This window comes from Pelomonas sp. CA6 (genome assembly GCF_022549225.1).
Taxonomy (GTDB): domain Bacteria; phylum Pseudomonadota; class Gammaproteobacteria; order Burkholderiales; family Burkholderiaceae_C; genus Roseateles.
This window is the reverse complement of sequence record NZ_JAKZFD010000001.1, coordinates 366,150-384,321: the sequence shown is the minus strand read 5'-3', so window position 1 is coordinate 384,321 and position 18,172 is coordinate 366,150. Positions and strand designations below refer to the sequence as shown.

General features: G+C 66.4%; 13 protein-coding genes and 1 tRNA gene. 4 read left to right on the top strand and 10 right to left on the bottom strand.

Annotated elements, in window-relative coordinates; genetic code table 11:
- Positions 1 to 43: 43 nt before the first annotated feature.
- The 6 genes from clpX to LZ017_RS01730 all read right to left on the bottom strand — a co-directional run bounded on the left by clpX (position 44) and on the right by LZ017_RS01730 (position 8,386).
- Positions 44 to 1,312, bottom strand: coding sequence for an ATP-dependent Clp protease ATP-binding subunit ClpX (gene clpX / locus LZ017_RS01755; protein ID WP_241298333.1), 1,269 nt, complete (start codon positions 1,310 to 1,312; stop codon positions 44 to 46).
- Between the two features lie 141 nt (positions 1,313 to 1,453).
- The gene (gene clpP, locus LZ017_RS01750) at positions 1,454 to 2,062 is read right to left on the bottom strand and encodes an ATP-dependent Clp endopeptidase proteolytic subunit ClpP (RefSeq protein WP_277604436.1); all 609 of its coding nucleotides are present in this window, start codon (positions 2,060 to 2,062) and stop codon (positions 1,454 to 1,456) included.
- Positions 2,063 to 2,211: 149 nt separating this feature from the next.
- Positions 2,212 to 3,525 (bottom strand): trigger factor, encoded by a 1,314-nt coding sequence (tig, locus tag LZ017_RS01745; protein ID WP_241298332.1) that lies wholly within the window; start codon positions 3,523 to 3,525, stop codon positions 2,212 to 2,214.
- A gap of 410 nt (positions 3,526 to 3,935) precedes the next feature.
- A tRNA-Leu gene (locus LZ017_RS01740) sits at positions 3,936 to 4,022 on the bottom strand.
- A gap of 172 nt (positions 4,023 to 4,194) precedes the next feature.
- Positions 4,195 to 7,323 (bottom strand): efflux RND transporter permease subunit, encoded by a 3,129-nt coding sequence (locus LZ017_RS01735; protein WP_241298331.1) that lies wholly within the window; start codon positions 7,321 to 7,323, stop codon positions 4,195 to 4,197.
- 10 nt (positions 7,324 to 7,333) lie between these two features.
- Positions 7,334 to 8,386 (bottom strand): efflux RND transporter periplasmic adaptor subunit, encoded by a 1,053-nt coding sequence (locus LZ017_RS01730; RefSeq protein WP_241298330.1) that lies wholly within the window; start codon positions 8,384 to 8,386, stop codon positions 7,334 to 7,336.
- Positions 8,387 to 8,653: 267 nt separating this feature from the next.
- On the opposite strand from LZ017_RS01730, the gene hpnC reads away from it, so the two are divergent.
- The 4 genes from hpnC to LZ017_RS01710 all read left to right on the top strand — a co-directional run bounded on the left by hpnC (position 8,654) and on the right by LZ017_RS01710 (position 12,567).
- Entirely contained in the window at positions 8,654 to 9,523 is an 870-nt protein-coding gene (hpnC, locus tag LZ017_RS01725) for a squalene synthase HpnC (RefSeq protein ID WP_374109861.1), read from the top strand.
- Complete coding sequence (gene hpnD, locus LZ017_RS01720; RefSeq protein WP_241298328.1) at positions 9,520 to 10,368, top strand: presqualene diphosphate synthase HpnD; 849 nt, start codon at positions 9,520 to 9,522, stop codon at positions 10,366 to 10,368. The genes hpnC and hpnD overlap by 4 nt, the downstream gene beginning before the upstream one ends.
- Positions 10,332 to 11,669, top strand: a complete 1,338-nt coding sequence (hpnE, locus tag LZ017_RS01715; RefSeq protein ID WP_308194053.1) for a hydroxysqualene dehydroxylase HpnE — start codon at positions 10,332 to 10,334, stop codon at positions 11,667 to 11,669. Before hpnD ends, hpnE begins: the two co-directional genes overlap by 37 nt.
- 127 nt (positions 11,670 to 11,796) lie before the next feature.
- Positions 11,797 to 12,567 (top strand): IclR family transcriptional regulator, encoded by a 771-nt coding sequence (locus LZ017_RS01710; protein WP_241298327.1) that lies wholly within the window; start codon positions 11,797 to 11,799, stop codon positions 12,565 to 12,567.
- Between the two features lie 94 nt (positions 12,568 to 12,661).
- Here the strand turns inward: LZ017_RS01710 and pbpG are convergent, their stop codons facing one another.
- The 4 genes from pbpG to pssA all read right to left on the bottom strand — a co-directional run bounded on the left by pbpG (position 12,662) and on the right by pssA (position 18,161).
- Complete coding sequence (gene pbpG, locus LZ017_RS01705) at positions 12,662 to 13,678, bottom strand: D-alanyl-D-alanine endopeptidase (protein ID WP_374109860.1); 1,017 nt, start codon at positions 13,676 to 13,678, stop codon at positions 12,662 to 12,664.
- A 187-nt stretch (positions 13,679 to 13,865) separates the two neighbouring features.
- A complete protein-coding gene (locus LZ017_RS01700; RefSeq protein WP_241298326.1) occupies positions 13,866 to 15,410 on the bottom strand; it encodes a 2-isopropylmalate synthase in 1,545 nt (514 codons plus the stop codon).
- A 26-nt stretch (positions 15,411 to 15,436) separates the two neighbouring features.
- The gene (leuA, locus tag LZ017_RS01695) at positions 15,437 to 17,125 is read right to left on the bottom strand and encodes a 2-isopropylmalate synthase (protein WP_241298325.1); all 1,689 of its coding nucleotides are present in this window, start codon (positions 17,123 to 17,125) and stop codon (positions 15,437 to 15,439) included.
- 196 nt (positions 17,126 to 17,321) lie between these two features.
- A complete protein-coding gene (gene pssA, locus LZ017_RS01690; RefSeq protein ID WP_241298324.1) occupies positions 17,322 to 18,161 on the bottom strand; it encodes a CDP-diacylglycerol--serine O-phosphatidyltransferase in 840 nt (279 codons plus the stop codon).
- Positions 18,162 to 18,172 lie beyond the last annotated feature (11 nt).

Genomic DNA, 18,172 nt, shown 5'->3' with positions numbered 1-18,172 from the left:
CGTTCGGCGTGGCGCAGCGCCCCACGGAGATCAAGCCCCGGGCTCAGGCACTCGCCTTGGCCTGCTCGCGGTACACCAGCAGGGGCTTGGCGTCCTCCTCGATGTTGTGCTCGTCCAGCACCACCTTGGCGACGCCGTCCATGGACGGCAGCTCGAACATCGTGTCGATCAGCGCATGCTCCATGATGGAACGCAGGCCGCGGGCGCCGGTCTTGCGCGCCAGCGCCTTGCGGGCGATGGAGCCCAGCGCGGAAGAGCGGATCTCCAGTTCCACGCCGTCCATCGCGAACAACTGCTGGTACTGCTTGACCAGCGCGTTCTTGGGTTCGGTCAGGATCTGGATCAGCGCGTCCTCGGTCAGCTCGGCCAGCGTCGCCACCACGGGCAGGCGACCGACCAGCTCGGGAATCAGGCCGAACTTGATCAGATCTTCGGGCTCCACCTCGCGGAACAACTCGGCGGCGCGCTTCTCGCTCTTACTCTTGACCGTCGCGCCGAAGCCGATGCCGGACTTTTCCGAACGGTTCTGGATCACCTTCTCGAGGCCATCGAAGGCGCCGCCGCAAATGAACAGGATGTTGGTCGTGTCGATCTGCAGGAAATCCTGGTTGGGATGCTTGCGACCGCCCTGCGGGGGCACGCTGGCCATCGTGCCCTCGATCAGCTTCAGCAAGGCCTGCTGCACGCCCTCGCCCGAGACGTCGCGGGTGATGGACGGGTTGTCGGCCTTGCGGCTGATCTTGTCGATTTCGTCGATGTAGACAATGCCGCGCTGCGCGCGCTCGACGTCGTAATTGCAGTTCTGCAGCAGCTTCTGAATGATGTTCTCGACATCCTCGCCCACATAGCCGGCCTCGGTCAGCGTGGTGGCGTCGGCGATCACGAAAGGCACATTGAGCACGCGCGCCAGCGTCTGCGCCAACAGCGTTTTGCCCGAGCCGGTGGGACCGATCAGCAGGATGTTGCTCTTGGACAGCTCGACGCCGTCCTTGGACTCGCCAGCATGGCGCAGGCGCTTGTAATGGTTGTAGACCGCCACCGACAGCGTGCGCTTGGCCACGTCCTGGCCGATCACGTAATTATCCAGCGTGGACTTGATCTCGCTGGGCACCGGCAGGTCGGACTTGCTCGCCCGGCCCGGCGCGGACTCCGCCGGCACCTCGTCGCGAATGATGTCGTTGCACAGCTCGATGCACTCGTCGCAGATGAAGACGGACGGACCGGCGATGAGCTTCTTCACCTCGTGCTGGCTCTTGCCGCAGAACGAGCAGTACAGGACTTTATCGCTGGAGTTGCCTTTTTTGTCGGCCATGGGTCTGGTACTCGGAGCAGGCAGGGTGCCTGCGATGATGATAGTTCAAATGCCCCAAGCCGCCTTGGGGCGATAAAAGCCCGGAAGCGGCGCCAGTTACATCCTGGCGCCGCCCTGTGCAGCAAACGGGAATCCTAGGCCTCAGGCGCGCTTTTCGACCACCTGGTCAACCAGGCCATAGGTCTGCGCTTCGGTCGCCGACATGAAATAGTCACGCTCCGTGTCGTTCTGGATCTTCTCCAGCGATTGCCCGGTGCGATCGGCCAGGATGCGGTTGAGTTGCTCGCGGGTCTTCAGGATCTCGCGGGCATGGATCTCGATGTCGGTGGCCTGGCCCTGGGCGCCGCCCAGCGGCTGGTGGATCATGATCTTGGAATTCGGCAGCGCCATGCGCTTGCCCTTGGTCCCGGCCGCCAGCAGGAAGGCCCCCATGCTCGCCGCCATGCCCATGCACAGCGTGGACACGTCCGGCTTGATGAACTGCATGGTGTCGTAGATCGACATGCCCGCCGAGACACTGCCACCCGGCGAATTGATGTACAGCGAAATCTCCTTGTCCGGGTTCTCGCTTTCCAGGAACAGCAATTGGGCGACGACCAGGTTGGCCGTGGCATCGTTCACCGGTCCGACCAGGAAGATGATGCGGTCACGCAGCAGGCGGCTGTAGATGTCGTAGGCCCGCTCACCGCGGCCCGACTGCTCGATCACGATGGGCACCATGCCCAGGTTGCTTGTTTCCAGCGCGCTCATTGTTTCCTCAGAAATGGTGTGGCACGGCGATTATGTCGCGGCTGAACGAGCCCCTGCGCCGGCCCGGAGAATGGCCCAAATGAACAAGGGCGCCGGCCTTGCGGCACGGCGCCCAGCGATGTGCGGAGCCGTCGAGCGGCTCAGCAGCCTCAGGCGGCGGATGCCATCAGCTCGTCGAAGGGCAGCAGCTTGTCGCTCAGCTTGGCCTTGCCCAGCACGAACTCGGTGACATTGTTCTCGATCACGATGGCCTCGACTTCAGCCATGCGCTGGCGGTCCGACAGATACCAGCGCACCACCTCGGCGGGCTTCTCGTAGCTCTGCGAGATTTCCTCGATGTGGGCCTGCAGCTGCTCGGGCTTGGCCTGCAGGTTGTTGGCGCGCACCAGCTCGGCCACGACCAGACCCAGGCGCACGCGGCGCTCGGCCTGCGGCGTGAAGAGCTCGGCAGGGATGGGGGCCTTGTCGGCATCCTTGATGCCACGCTTCTTCAGGTCCTCGCGAGCACCCTCGACCAGGCGCTCGGTCTCGCCTTCGATCAGCGCCTTGGGCAGGTCCAGCTCGGCCTTGGTCAGCAGCGCGTCCATCGCGGCGGCCTTGTTGCGGGCCAGCACGCGGAACTTCACTTCGCGCTCCAGGTTCTTCTTGATGTCGGCGCGCAGACCTTCGACCGTGCCTTCCTTGATGCCCAGCGACTTCGCGAAAGCTTCGTTCACCTCGGGCAGATGCTGGGCTTCGATCTTCTTGACCGTCACCAGGAAGTCGGCTTCCTTGCCGGCCACATCCTTGCCGTGGTAGTCCTCGGGGAAGGCCAGCGGGAAGGTCTTGGACTCGCCCGCCTTCATGCCGCGCACGGCCTTCTCGAAGGCCTCGAGCATCTGGCCCTCGCCGAGCAGGAACTGGAAGCCTTCGGCCTTGCCACCGGCGAAGGGCTCGCCATCGATCTTGCCTTCGAAATCGATCGTCACACGGTCGCCATCGGCGGCGGCGTCGGCCGCGGCGCGCTGGGCGAAGCTGCGACGCTGCTTGCGCAGGATCTCAACGGTCTTGTCGATCGCCTCTTCGGTCACTTCGGCATTGACGCGCTCGACCTCGGCTTCGGCCAGGTCGCCGATCTTGACTTCGGGATAGACCTCGAAGGTGGCATCGAACGCCAGTTCGGCATCCGAGGCGCCGTCCTTCTGAGCGATGCGGGGCATGCCGGCCACGCGCAGCTGGGCTTCGTTGGCCGCCGCGGCGAAAGCCTCGCCCAGCTTGTCGTTGACGACCTCGTACTGCACCGACGCGCCATAGCGCTGGGCCACGAAGGACATCGGCACCTTGCCGGGACGGAAGCCATCGGCCTTGACGGTGCGGGCCAGCTTCTTCAGACGGGTCTCGACTTCGCTGTTGATGTCAGCGGCCGCCAGCGTGAGAGTGATGCGGCGTTCGAGCTTTTCGAGAGTTTCGACGGTGACAGCCATAGTGGACTCTGAACAGTTGAGTGTTGCGGTGAACGGGACCGGCGTCGAGCCGGCAGGCCCATCGGCCCCGATTCGGTCATACCTGGGCGCTGACGGCTCCAACCTGGCACAAGGCCGGGCACAAAGCCTGGCACAAAGACCAGCTCGGCCACGCCCGCGCTTGTCTTGAGACGGGGGAGACAACACCGCCCCCATCTGAAAAGAGTCCGAGACTATAACTCATCGCGCCGCAAGACCGCCCGCCTGCGCAGACGCGTGCGTATCGCACCCGCAGACCGGGGCGTCACGCGAGGAGTCAGCGCTGCCGGCGACTGCCGGCAGGTCAACGGACAGACCGGGATTCGCGACCCGACATCCCTGTCGGGCCGGAAACCGGACTAGACCACGAACGATCCGCCACGGCGGATCCGTGGTGCGCGGGGGGGGACTCGAACCCCCACACCATTGCTGGCGTCAGGACCTAAACCTGGTGCGTCTACCAATTTCGCCACCCGCGCATTGCCGGGGCACTGAACGGGTGCTGCCTCAGCGACAGACCCGCGCAGCCCCGATTGGGCGAACCGATGATTCTAGCAGCGAGATCCGCCTCCTCCGTAAGGCAAGCAGCCGCTTCGGGACTCTCTTGAGTCCTTAGCAGACCTCACACGAAGCGACGGGGCCCCGCGACGCTCAGAACCGCGAGGCCTGCGTGGGCCGCTCGACGCGGAACCAGGCCGCATACATCGCCGGCAGCGCCAGCAGCGTCAGCACCGTCGCGACGATCAGGCCACCCATGATGGCCACCGCCATCGGCCCCCAGAACACGCTGCGCGACAGCGGCACCATGGCCAGCACGGCCGCCGCTGCGGTCAGCGCAATCGGCCGCAGCCGCCGCACCGCCGCCTCGACGATGGCCGACCAAGCCGGCACCCCGCGGGCGCGGTCCTGCTCGATCTGGTCGATCAAGATCACGGAGTTGCGCTGGATCATGCCCATCAGCGCGATCACGCCCAGCAGCGCGACAAAGCCGAAGGGCCTGTTCAGCAGCAGCAGCGCGGCCGCGACGCCGGCAATGCCCAGCGGGCCGGTGAGGAAAACCAGCATCGCGCGCGAGAAGCTCTGCAGCTGCAGCATCAGCAGCGTGAACGTGATGAACAGCATCATGGGCACGCCAGCCGCGATGGAGCCCTGCCCCTTGCTGCTTTCCTCCACCGCGCCGGCGATGCTGATGCGGTAGCCCGGCGGCATGCGCGACTGCAGCTTCTGCATCTCGGGCCAGATCTGCCCGCTGACCGTCGCGCCCTGCAGGCCTTCGACGACGTCGCCCTGCACGGTGACCGCATAGAGCCGGTCCTCGCGCTGCATCACGCCCGGCTCCCAGCCGAAGTCCACTTTGGCGATCTGCGTCAGGGGGATCGCGCGGCCGGTCGCGGTCGGCACATAGGCGCTGGCCAGGTCGGTGATCGCATTGCGCTCATCCAGCGGCTGGCGCAGCACGATGTCGATCAGGCGGTCGCCTTCGCGGTACTGACCGACCACGGCGCCGGACAGGCGCACCTGCGAGGCCTGGGCGATGCTCTGGCTGCTCACGCCCAGCGCGCGCGCCTTGTCCTGGTCGACGTCCAGCTTGAGCACCTTGATGGACTCGTTCCAGTTGTCATTCACGCCGCGCATATTGGGATTGGCGCGCAGGATCTCCTTGGCCTGGTCCGCCCAGACGCGAACTTCCTTCGGATCGGCACCGCTGACACGGAACTGCACCGGATAGGGCACCGGCGGTCCGTTGGGCAGCAGCTTCACGCGCGCCCGCACCTCCGGGAACTCGGTGGCCACCAGGGCCGGCAAGCGCTTGCGCAGCGCCTCGCGCTCGCCCAGGTCCTTGGGCAGCAGGATGAACTGGCTGACGTTGCTGGCCGGGAAGATCTGGTCCAGCGGCAGGTAGAAGCGTGGCACGCCCGAACCCACCCAGGCGCTCACGGTCCGGATGCCCGGCTCCTTCAGCATGCGCGCCTCGAAGCGCTTCGCGACCTCCTCTGTCTGGCGCATCGTCGAGCCCTCGGGCAGGGTGAGATCCACGAGGATCTCGGGACGGCTGGAATCGGGGAAGAACTGCTGCTGCACCCGGCTCATGCCCACCAGCCCCAGCACGAACAGGGCCACAGTGGCCAGAATGGTCTTCCAGCGGTTCTCGACACACCAGCGCACCGTGGCACGGAAGCGGTTGTAGAAAGGCGTGTCGAACAGCTCGTGGGCCTCGCCGCCGGTCTGGGGCTTGACGCGCAGCAGCAGCGCACCGAGGTAGGGCACGAAGTACACCGACACCACCCACGAGATCACCAGCGCCGCGGCTGTCACCGCGAAGATCGCGAAGGTGTACTCGCCCGTGGCCGAACGCGCCAAGCCGATGGGCAGGAAGCCCACCGCGGTGATCAGCGTGCCGGTCAGCATGGGCATCGCGGTGACGTCGTAGGCGTAGGTGGCGGCATGGAGCTTGTCATAGCCCTCCTCCAGCTTGCGCACCATCATCTCGACCGCGATGATCGCGTCGTCCACCAGCAGGCCCAGCGCGATGATCAGCGAACCCAGCGAGATCTTGTGCAGGCCCACGCCCCAATAGAACATGGTGACGAAGGTGATCGCCAACACGAGCGGGATGGTGATCGCCACCACCAGGCCCGGCCAGATGTCGATGCGCAGCGGGCGCGTGTGCAGACCCAGGCTGATGAAGCTGACCGCCAGCACGACGACGATGGCCTCGATCAATACCTGAACGAACTCGCCCACCGAGCGCGACACGGCCTGCGGCTGGTCCTGGATCTGCGACAGCTCCAGCCCCGCTGGCAGCGAGGACTGGACGCCGGCGACGGACTGACGCAGGGCCTTGCCCATCGCGATGATGTCGCCGCCCTTGCTCATCGAAATACCCAGGGCCACCACCTGCTTGCCCTGGTGGCGCACCATCACGGTGGCCGGGTCGGCATAGCCGCGCGTGATGCTGGCGATGTCGGCCAGACGCAGACTGCTGGCTTGGCCGGTGGCGGGATTGGTCGCGCGGATGGGCAGCTGGCGCAGCGCTTCCACCGAGGTGAGCTGCCCCTTGACCCGCACCTGCAGATTGCCGGCCGACGCGTCCAGCACGCCCGCCCCCTCCACCGCGTTTTGCGCATTGAGCTGGCCGATCACCTGGTTGAAGTCCAGCCCCAGCTCGGCGAGTCGCTTCTGCGAGATCTCGATGAAGAGTTTTTCGGCCTGCACCCCGAACAGCTCGACCTTGGCCACATCGGGCACGCGCAGCAGCTCCGAGCGCACCTTCTCGGCATGCTGGCGCAGTTCCTCCTGGCTGAATCCATCGGCCGACAGTGCGTAGATGGAGCCGTACACGTCGCCAAAGTCATCGTTGAAGATGGGGCCCTGCACGCCTTGTGGCAGCGTGTAGCGCATGTCTCCGACTTTTTTGCGCACCTGGTACCAAGTGCCCGCCACCTCCTTGGCCGGCGTGCTGTCCTTGAGCTGGAACAGGATCAGCGACTCACCGGGCTTGGTGAAGCTGCGAATCTTGTCCGCATGCGGCACCTCCTGCAGCGTGCGCTCGATCTTGTCGGACACCTGCTCGGCCATCTGCTGCGGCGTGGCACCCGGCCAGAAGGCCTGGATCACCATGATGCGGAAGGTGAACGGAGGATCCTCGTCCTGTCCCAGCTGGAAATAGGTGGCGAATCCCATCACCATCAGCACCACCATCAGGTAGCGCGTCAGCGCGGGATGCTCCAGCGCCCAGCGTGAGAGATTGAAGCCCGAATGGCTGTTCTGCGTGCTCATGGCGGCAACCTCAGCGCGCGGCCTGCTGGTAGCGTTTGACCTTCTGGCCCGGCGTCAGCACGTGCACGCCAGCGGTCACAATTTCCTGCCCGGGCTGCAACCCCTGGGACACGACGACCTCGTTGCCGTCGGCACCTGCCACGGTCACCGGTACGGGCTTGACCGTCATGCTCTGCGGGTCCAGCACCCACGCCGAGGTCCGGCCCTGCACCTCCATCACCGCGGACAAGGGCAGCTTGATTGCCGACTCCTTGCGCTGCTGGCGCAGCAGCACGGTGGCCGTCTGGCCCAGCCGTGCATCCAGACCCTGGGCCTCGGCCTTGACCAGGAAAGTGCGCGTGACCGGATCGGCGGCGGCCGACAGTTCGCGCACCGTCGCATCGACGGGCTCGCCGTCGTGGCCCCACAGCTTGACCCGCAGCGCCCCCTTTTCTCCCGCGGCGGCGCGGAACTGGGTCAGCTGGTTTTCGGGCACCGAGAAATGAATGTCCCGCGGCCCGTCATGGGCCACGCGCACGATGGGCGTTCCGGCCCCGACGACCATGCCGGGCTCCGCGTCGACACCGGTCACGACACCCGGCGCATCGGCACGCAGCAGCGCATAGCCGGCCTGGTTGATCTGCACATCGGCTTGCGCGCGGGCCTGTTCCAGCTGCGCCTGCGCCGCCTTGAACGCGTTCTCGCGCCGCTCCAGCTCGGCCGCGCTGATAAAGCCCTGCTGCTTCAGCTCGATGAAGCGCTTGTATTCGCTGCCCAGCGTGTCACGGTTCACCCGCGCCGCCTGCATCGCGGCCTTGGCCGCCTCCTGACCCAGCAGCAGATCCTGACTGTCCAGTTGCGCCAGCACCTGACCGGGCCGCACCACCTCGCCCAGGTTGACCTGCCGCTTGAGCACCTTGCCGCCGACGCGGAAGGCCAGGCGCGACTCCACCCGGGCCTTGACCTCGCCGGCGAATTCCTTGACGAGCACGCTGTCCTGTGCACCCAGCACCTGGGTGCGGACATAGCGCTCAGGCTCCGGCGCCGGGGCCTGCTTGCCGCAGCCCGCCAGCAACAAGGCCACCGCCAGCCCCAGGCCACCGAGAAAACCGGCACCATGCCGACGACCAAGGGCCGTTGAATCGCGATACGGACCAAGCGGCCGCGAGGAGCGGGGGACAAAGGACAGCTGGGGCATAAGAGGCACTCCGCGAGCCCGCCGCCACCACCGTTCGGGGCCCAGGCTCCTGTTGTTGTTCGCTAACTGACTGACCGGTCAGTAATGTATTCAGCGCGTACAAGCCTGTCAAACACCTGGGCTGCGCGTAAAGGACCACACAAAACGCACACAATGCCGGCCGTGAGCATAGAGCACTACGAGAATTTTCCGGTCGCCTCCTGGTTGAGCCCACCCGCGCTGAGGCCGGCCATTGTTGCGATCTACCATTTCGCCCGCCACGCCGACGACCTGGCCGACGAAGGCAATGCCACGCCCGCGCAACGCCTGGGCGATCTGCGCAGTTATCGGCAAGACCTCCATGCGATCGCCGCCGGGCGGCCGCCGTCCCCGCGCTGGGCGGGGGCGGTCTTCCAGCGGCTGGCACCGGCTCTTTCCCAATATCGGCTGCCCCTGCCGCTGCTGGAGGCCCTGCTCGACGCGTTCGAGCAGGACCTGACCCGCCACAGCTACGACACCCGTGCCGAGCTGCTGGACTACTGCAGCCGGTCGGCCAACCCAGTGGGTCGCCTGCTGCTGCATCTGTACGGCATCGACGATGCGCAGGCTCTGCGCCAGTCGGACGCCATCTGCTCGGCGCTGCAGCTGATCAACTTCTGGCAGGACCTCAGCGTGGACGGGCCGCGCGGGCGGGTGTATGCACCGCTGGAGGACCTGTCGCGGCAGGGGCTGACGCGCGACGCGCTGCTGCGCCGGCAGGACTCCCCGGCGGCACGCGCCCTGGTACGCGAACTGTGTGCATGGGCCCGAGCGCTGATGCATGAAGGTGCGCCGCTGGTGCATCGCATTCCAGGGCGCGCGGGCTGGGAGCTGCGCTTGGTGGTACAAGGCGGCCTGCGCATCCTGGACAAACTCGAAACCATGCAGTTCGCTGCCCTGCTTGGACGCCCCACGGTTGGCGCGTCCGATGTCCCCGCCCTGCTCTGGCGCGCCTGGCGCATGCCCAGCAGCGTGGCCGCCGCCGCTGCGGGAGCCTCCCGATGACGCCCGAGCAATACGTGCAGCAGAAGGCCGCGCAGAGCGGCTCCAGCTTCTACTACGCCTTTCTCTTTCTGACGCCGCCACGCCGCGCCGCCATCACCGCCTTCTACGCCTTCTGCCGTGAAGTGGACGACGTGGTGGACGAGGTGCAGGACCCGGGCGTCGCTGCCACCAAACTGGCCTGGTGGCGCAAGGAAGTGGCGGCCGCCTTCGCGGGCAAGCCTCAGCATCCGGTGATGCTGGCGCTGATGCCGCATTGCGCCACCTTCGACATCCGCGAGACGCATCTGCAGGCGGTGATCGAAGGCTGCCAGATGGATCTGGACCAGACCCGCTACCTGGACTTCGCGGGCCTGCAACGCTATTGCCACCTGGTGGCGGGGGTGGTGGGCGAGGTGGCTTCGAGCATCTTCGGCCGTCACGACCCCGCAACCCTCGCCTATGCCCACACGCTGGGCCTGGCGCTGCAGTTGACCAACATCATCCGTGACGTGGGCGACGATGCGCGCCGCGGTCGCATCTATCTGCCGGTCAGCGAACTGCAGCAGTTCGACGTCAAGGCCCACGAAATCCTCCAACGCCAGGCGCCCTGGGGCTACAGCGAACGTTTCACGCGGCTGATGCAGTTCCAGGCCCAACGCGCCCACGGCCTGTACGACCAGGCCATGGCCCTGCTGCCCGAGGTGGACCGCAAGGCCCAGAAGCCGGGGCTGATGATGGCCAACATCTATCGCACGCTGCTGCGCGAGATCGAGGCGGAGAACTTTCAGGTGCTGCATCAACGCATCGCGCTGACCCCGCTGCGCAAGCTGTGGATCGCGATGCGCACCAACTGGCGGGGCCGCTGATGCGCGTGGCCGTGGTCGGAGGCGGCTGGGCCGGCCTCGCCGCGGCGGTCCGCGCCTGCGAGCTCGGAGCCCAGGTTCACCTGTACGAGATGGCGGCCCGTCCGGGTGGCCGGGCGCGCAGTCTGGACGGGGGCGAGCCCTCGTTGGACAACGGCCAGCACATCCTGATCGGTGCCTATGCCGACACCCTGGCGCTGATGCGCCGCGTCGGCGCCGATCCCGAACGCCTGCTGCTGCGGCTGCCGCTGCGGTTGAGCTATCCCGACGGCGACCGCCTGGCCTTGGGCCGTGGTCCGACCGCGCTGGCCTTCACCCGCGCCGTATTGACCGCGCCGCGCTGGCCCTGGGCGGCCCGGCTCTCGCTGTTGCGGCGGCTGCTCCGCTGGCGTGTCCGCGGTTTCCATGCGGCCGACGATATGACCGTGGCCGGCCTCTGCGAGGGCCTGCATGCGCTGCCCTGGCGTGAGTTCGTCGCACCGCTGTGCGTGGCCGCGCTGAATACGCCGCCGGAGCGGGCCAGCGCGGCCGTATTCCTGCGCGTACTGCGCGACGCCTTGTTCAGCGGGCCGGGAGGCGCGGATCTGCTGCTGCCGCGTCAGGGCCTGGGCGCCTTGCTGCCCGAGCCAGCGCTGCGCTGGCTGCATGCCCAGGGTGCCGTCGTGCAGCGCGGCCACCGGGTGCAAGGTCTGCGCCCGGCGGGCGTTCCCGGCGGCTGGCTGCTCGACGAAGACCCGCGCCCCTTTGACGCCGTGCTGCTGTGCTGCAGCAGCCAGGAGGCGGCGCGGCTGACCCAACCGCAGGCGCCGGCCTGGAGCGCGCAGGCCACCGGCCTGAGCTTCGAGCCCATTGTGACCGTCTACCTGACGCATCCTGGGGCACGCCTGCCTGCGCCCATGCTGGCACTGCATGAGGGGCCCGACGCCCCGGCCCAGTTCGCGTTCGACCTGGGCCAGCTGGGACTGGCGCCCGGACACTTCAGCCTGGTGATCAGTGGAGCTGCCCCGTGGCTGAAGCGCGGCCTGCAGGCCACGAGCCGGCTCGCCCTGCATCAGGCAAGACAGGCCCTGGGCTGGGGCGACGGCGGACAGATCCACCAGGTGATCGCGGAGAAACGCGCCACCTTCTCCTGCACGCCAGGGCTGCGACGTCCGCCGGCACGGGTTGCTCCCGGCCTATGGGCCGCCGGCGACTATGTTCAGGGCCCCTATCCCGCCACGCTGGAAGGCGCGGTGAAGGCCGGGCTGGCGGCCGCTGAGGCAGCGCTGGGTCAAAGCACGGTAGCGCCCACATTCCGAAGCTGAGCGGTGGCATTTCAGGATCTGGAACCAGACGCGGGGTCAGCCCCGGTGATGGGCAGGAGCGACGGTCTGCCTCGCCCGCTTAATTTCGCCATGCAAAACTGACCCGCATCCTCCACAATCCCTCACCATGAAATCGTCGGAGCTCCAAGCCCCCGCCATCCAGGTCCTGGAGCGGATGTTCTCCCTGCTGGATGTGCTGGCCCAGCACCAGGATCCGGTCTCGCTGAAGCAGATCAGCGAAAGCACAGGTCTGCATCCATCCACCGCGCACCGCATCCTGAACGACCTTGCGCTGGGCCGCTTCGTCGATCGCCCCGAGGCCGGCAGTTACCGGTTGGGCATGCGTCTGCTGGAACTGGGCAACCTGGTCAAGGCCAGGCTGGACGTTCGCGAGGCGGCCATCGGCCCGATGCGCGAGCTGCACAAGCTGACGCACCAGCCCGTCAACCTCTCGGTGCGCCAGGGCGACGAGATCGTCTATATCGAACGAACCTACAGCGAGCGCTCCGGCATGCAGGTGGTGCGCGCGGTCGGCGGGCGGGCGCCGCTGCACCTGACCTCGGTCGGCAAGCTGTTCCTGGCCAGCGACGATCCGCAGCGCGTGCGCGCCTATGCGACGCGCACCGGTCTGGCCGGCCACACCCGCAACAGCCTCACCGACCTGGCGGCGCTGGAGCGCGAAATGGCGCTGGTGCGCCAACGCGGCCTGGCGCGCGACGACGAGGAACTGGAGCTGGGCGTGCGCTGCATGGCCGCCGGCATCTACGACGACCAGGGCAAACTGATCGCTGGCCTGTCCATCTCCGCGCCAGCCGACCGGCTGGAGGAGGCCTGGCTGCCCAAGCTGAAGGAGACGGCGGCGCGCATCTCCGCCGCACTGGGCTATCGCGGCACCTGAGGTGCCGAAAACGAGGCTCCTGCGAGAGTCTTGTTCGAGCTCAAACGACAACGGCGGCCCTGGGCCGCCGTTGAAACGCGCAAAGCCGCCTCGCTCAGTGCTTGGCCAGCGGCGAGTTGCCACCCGTGAGCCATTTGCGCACACGCTCGGCGTCGCCGATCCGCGAGTACTTGCCCGCCGAATCGAGGAAGACCATGATCAGCTTGCGGCCGGCCAGCTGCGCCTGCATCACCAGGCACTGGCCCGCCTCGCTGATGAAACCGGTCTTCTGCAGACCGATGTCCCAATCGGCCTTGCGCACCAGGCCATTGGTGGTGCGGAACTGCAGCTGACGGCGCCCCAGATCCACCACATGCTCGGGCGAGGTCGACAGTTCGCGCAGCAGCGGGTATTGGTGGGCCACCTTCACCAGCGCGGCCAGATCCTTGGCGCTGGACTGGTTGCGGCTGGACAGGCCAGTCGGCTCGACGTAATGCGTGTCGCTCATGCCCAGCGAGCGGGCCTTCTCGTTCATCGCCGTTACGAAGGTCTGCAGGCCACCGGGATAGTTGCGTCCCAGCGCGTGGGCCGCGCGGTTCTCCGAAGACATCAGCGCCAGATGCAACAGCTCGCCGCGGGTCAGCGTGGTGCCGATCGCCAGGCGCGAGCCGGTGCCCTTCTCGGTGTCGCGGTCCTCGTCGGTGATGGTGATCTTCTCGTCCAGCGACTGTCCGCCTTCGACGACGAGCAGTGCCGTCATCAGCTTGGTGATCGACGCAATGGGCAGCACGGCCTGCGGATTCTTGGAAAAGAGTACCTCGTTGGTGTCCTGGTCGAGCACCAGCGCCACGCTGGATTTCAATTCCAGCGGGTCATCGACCGCATGCAGGCCGTAGAGCTGCCCGAAGGATGGCTTGGCCACCACCACGGGTGTCTCGCGGGCCGCGCGTGCCACCTTGCGTGGGGAGCGCGGTGCCGGCTTGGCCTTGCGCGTCGATTTCTGCGCGGCGGAGGTTTTGGCCTTGGCGTTGGACGGGGCGGCGTGGGCAGACGCGACCGGCGCCACGCTGCCCATCACCAACAGGAGGCCGCTCAGTGCGGCGCCAGACAGCAGTGTCGCGATCGTCTTCAATCCAGTCCCCAAGAAAGCTGGCCGGAGTTTAGGGGATGACCCAATCTTCGGCAAGATTCAACGACTTAACGCACTGTCTTAAAGTGCAAAAAGGCGCACACCGAGGCGCTTGCTGCGCGGTTGGGCCTCCCGGGACCTGGGGCTGCGCCTGAGCCGGGCAGCCCCGTGGAACTGCCCAACACCGACCTCAGCCCTGCGCGGCAACCCGTTCGGTCTTGCTTTGCAGCTTGTTCAGCGCGCTCAAATATGCCTTGGCGGACGCGACGACGATATCGGGGTCGGCCCCCACGCCATTCACCACCCGCCCCGCATGCTGCAGGCGCACCGTGACCTCGCCCTGCGATTCTGTGCTTCCGCTGGTGATCGCGTTGACCGAATAGAGCACCATCTCAGCCCCACTTTCGACCTTGGATTCGATGGCCTTGAGCACCGCATCGACCGGGCCATTGCCATCGCTCTCAGTACGGAACTCGGCATCGCCGGCGGCGAACACCACCTCCGCATGCGGGCGCTCACCGGTTGTGGAGCGCTGCGCCAGCGTCAGCAGGCGGTAGTGCTCCTGCTCTTGCGTCACCGATTCGTCCATCACCAGCGCGATGATGTCCTCGTCGAAAATCTCGGCCTTGCGGTCAGCCAGGTCCTTGAAGCGCTGGAAGGCTGCGTTGATTTCGGCCTCGGATTCCAAGGCGATGCCCAACTCCTGCAGTCGCTGCTTGAAGGCGTTGCGCCCGGAGAGCTTGCCCAGCACGATCTTGTTGGCGCTCCAGCCCACGTCCTCGGCGCGCATGATTTCGTAGGTGTCGCGCGCCTTCAGCACGCCGTCCTGGTGGATGCCCGAAGCATGGGCAAAGGCGTTGGCGCCCACGACCGCCTTGTTGGGCTGCACGACGAAGCCGGTGGTCTGGCTGACCAGACGCGAGGCCGGCACGATCTGGCTCGCGTCGATGCCCAACTGCAGGCCGAAGTAGTCGCGGCGGGTCTTCACCGCCATCACCACCTCTTCCAGCGAGCAGTTGCCGGCACGCTCGCCCAGCCCGTTGATCGTGCATTCGATCTGGCGCGCGCCGCCTATCTTCACGCCAGCCAGCGAGTTGGCCACCGCCATGCCCAGATCATTGTGGCAATGCACCGACCAGACGGCCTGGTCGGAGTTGGGCACCCGCTCGCGCAGACTGCGGATGAACTCACCGAACAGCTCGGGCACGGCATAGCCCACCGTGTCGGGGATGTTGATGGTGCAGGCCCCTTCGGCAATCACGGCTTCGATCACGCGCGCCAGGAAGTCGGGGTCGGAGCGATAGCCGTCTTCGGGCGAGAACTCGATGTCCTCGCACAAGTTGCGGGCGAAGCGCACCGCCAGCCGCGCCTGCTCGAGCACCTGCTCGCGCGTCATGCGCAGCTTCTTCTCCATGTGCAGTTCGCTGGTGGCGATAAAGGTGTGGATGCGTGAGCGCGCGGCGCCCTTGAGCGCCTCGGCCGCACGCGCGATGTCTCGGTCGTTGGCGCGCGCCAGCGAGCAGACGGTGCTCTCGCGTATCGCCTCGGCGATGGCTTTCACCGCCTCGAAGTCGCCGTTGCTGGAGGCCGCGAAGCCGGCCTCGATCACGTCGACGCGCAGGCGCTCCAGCTGCCGTGCGATGCGTAGCTTCTCGTCCTTGGTCATCGAGGCGCCGGGCGACTGTTCGCCATCGCGCAAGGTGGTGTCAAAGATGATCAATCGGTCGGTGGACATGGCTGGGCTCTTTCGGCAGCGGTGATTCAGGCGGTGTGTACGTTGGAGATCTGCAGCTTGCCGCGTCGGGCGGCGCGCCGCAGTCCGGAGACGATGGCCTTGAGGGAGGCGGTGACGATGTTTGCGTCCATGCCCACTCCGAAGAGCGTCAGCGAGTCGCCGACGCGCAGCTCAAGATAGGCCACGGCGCGCGCATCGGCGCCGCTGCCAATGGCGTGCTCATGGTAGTCGAGCACGCGCACCTGGGAGACGAGCTGGCGATTCAGCCCGTCGACGAAGGCCTCGATGGGGCCTTGACCTTGACCTTGGACCTTGAGCCGGCGCACGCTGAGATCGGCCAGCGCGCTGAGCTCGATCTGTCCGTTGTCGCCGCTGCGGATGTCGGGCTGCAGCACCGGTGCGTTCGCGGTGCCGTACTCGCGCTCGAACATGGCCCACAGGGCGGCAGCGTCCAGCTCCTTGCCGCTGCTGTCGGTCACCGCCTGCACGACCTGGCTGAACTCGATCTGCAGGCGCCTCGGCAGTTCCACCCCGAACTCGGCTTCGAGCAAATATGAGATGCCGCCCTTGCCCGACTGGCTGTTCACGCGGATCACCGCGTCATAGCTGCGGCCTACATCCTTGGGGTCGATGGGCAGATAGGGGATCTGCCAGACGTCGCCCTCGCGGTACTGCGCGAAGGCCTTTTTGATCGCATCCTGATGGGAGCCCGAGAAGGACGTGTAGACCAGATCGCCGGCATACGGATGGCGCGGATGCACCGGCAGTTGGTTGCAATACTCCACGCAACGTTTGACCTCGTCGATGTCCGAAAAGTCCAGACCCGGATGAACGCCCTGGGTGTAGAGGTTCAGCGCCACGTTGACCAGATCCAGATTGCCGGTGCGCTCACCATTGCCGAACAGGCAGCCTTCGACCCGCTGTGCCCCGGCCATCAGCGCCAGTTCCGCGGCCGCGGTCCCGGTGCCACGGTCGTTGTGAGGATGGACCGACAGCACGATGGCGTCGCGCCGCGCGAGGTTGCGGTGCATCCACTCGATCATGTCCGCGAAGACATTGGGCGTGGAGTGCTCCACCGTCGAAGGCAGGTTGACGATGCAGGGCCGCTCGGCCGTCGCACCCCAGGCCTCGACGACGGCGTCGACGATGCGCTTGGAAAACGCCAACTCGGCGCCGGAGAAGGTCTCGGGCGAGTACTCGAAACCAAAGTCCGTTTCCGATTGCGCGTCGGCCAGCTCGCGGATCAGCCGCGTATGGCTGACCGCCATCTCCACCACCTCGTCCTCGCTCATGCCCAGCACCACGCGCCGCATCACCGGCGCAACAGCGTTGTACAGGTGAACCACCGCGCGCCGCGCGCCGCGCAGCGACTCGAAGCTGCGCTCGATCAGCTCGCGCCGCGCCTGGGTCAGCACCAGGATGGTCACGTCGGCGGGGATCAGGTCGCGCTCGATGAGCAGCCGCACGAAGTCGAAGTCCGTTTGCGAGGCGGAGGGGAAACCGACCTCGATCTCCTTGAATCCGATGCGCACCAGCATCTCGAACATGCGCAGCTTGCGCTCCACGCTCATCGGCTCGATCAACGATTGATTGCCGTCACGCAAATCGGTGCTGAGCCATAGCGGAGCCTTCTCCAGGCGCACGTCGGGCCAGCGACGATCAGACAGCGCGATGGGTTGAAAGGCTCGGTACTTCTGTTGCGGTTGCTTCAGCATGGGGATTCCTGTTGAGGAGATTCGCAACCCACAGAGTCTTCAGAAAGACCAACGGCCCGCTGCAGGTTGCATACGGGCCGTTGAGATCGAGGACGTGAGGACGTGACAGATCTAGCGAACCCGTGGTTCACCTAGTAGTAGCAGAGCGGTCACGGCCCAGGTCTTCATGGTCCAACGAATATAGCACGCCAGCGGCTTAGCGATGCAAGCCCTGCTCGTCGGGTTCGTCGGTGGATGTGGCGATCACGCTCACCGGCTTGCCCTTGGCACGCTTGATGGCGTAGACCACGTAGCCCGACAGCCCATAGATGCAGAACACCCCGAACAGAACGCGCGGCGGATAGATGTTGATCACCGCGATGCCCAGCGCGATCGCGACGATCACGATGAAGGGCACCGAACGCTTGAAGCTGATGTCCTTGAAGCTGTAGAACGGCGCATTGGTCACCATGGTCAGGCCGGCATAGAGCGTGAAGCCGAAGGCCGTCCATGCCAGCGCCGGATCCTGGTGCACATTCTTGTAGCCGGCATCGTCCAGCACCCAGACCAGCCCCACGACCAACGCGGCCGCGGCAGGGCTGGGCACCCCCTGGAAGAAGCGCTTGTCGACCACCGAGATATTGGTGTTGAAACGCGCCAGACGCAGCGCAGCGCCGGCGACGTAGACGAAGGCGGCGAACCAGCCCCATTTGCCCAGGCCCTGCAGCGCCCACATGTACATGATCAGCGCGGGCGCAGCGCCGAAGGAGACCATGTCGGACAGACTGTCCATCTGCTCGCCGAAGGTGCTCTGGGTATGCGTCATGCGGGCCACGCGTCCGTCCAGGCTGTCCAGCACCATCGCGGCCAGGATGCCATAGGCCGACTGTTCGAAACGGCCGCCGATCGCCATCACGATCGCGTAGAAGCCGCTGAACAGCGCCCCCAGCGTGAACAGATTGGGCAGGATGTAAATGCCCTTGCGGCGCGGGCGCAGCGGCTCGAGAACCTCGTCATCGTCCAGCTGGTCCACGTTCTTGTCGTGGGTTTCGTTCATGGGGCGGGAGG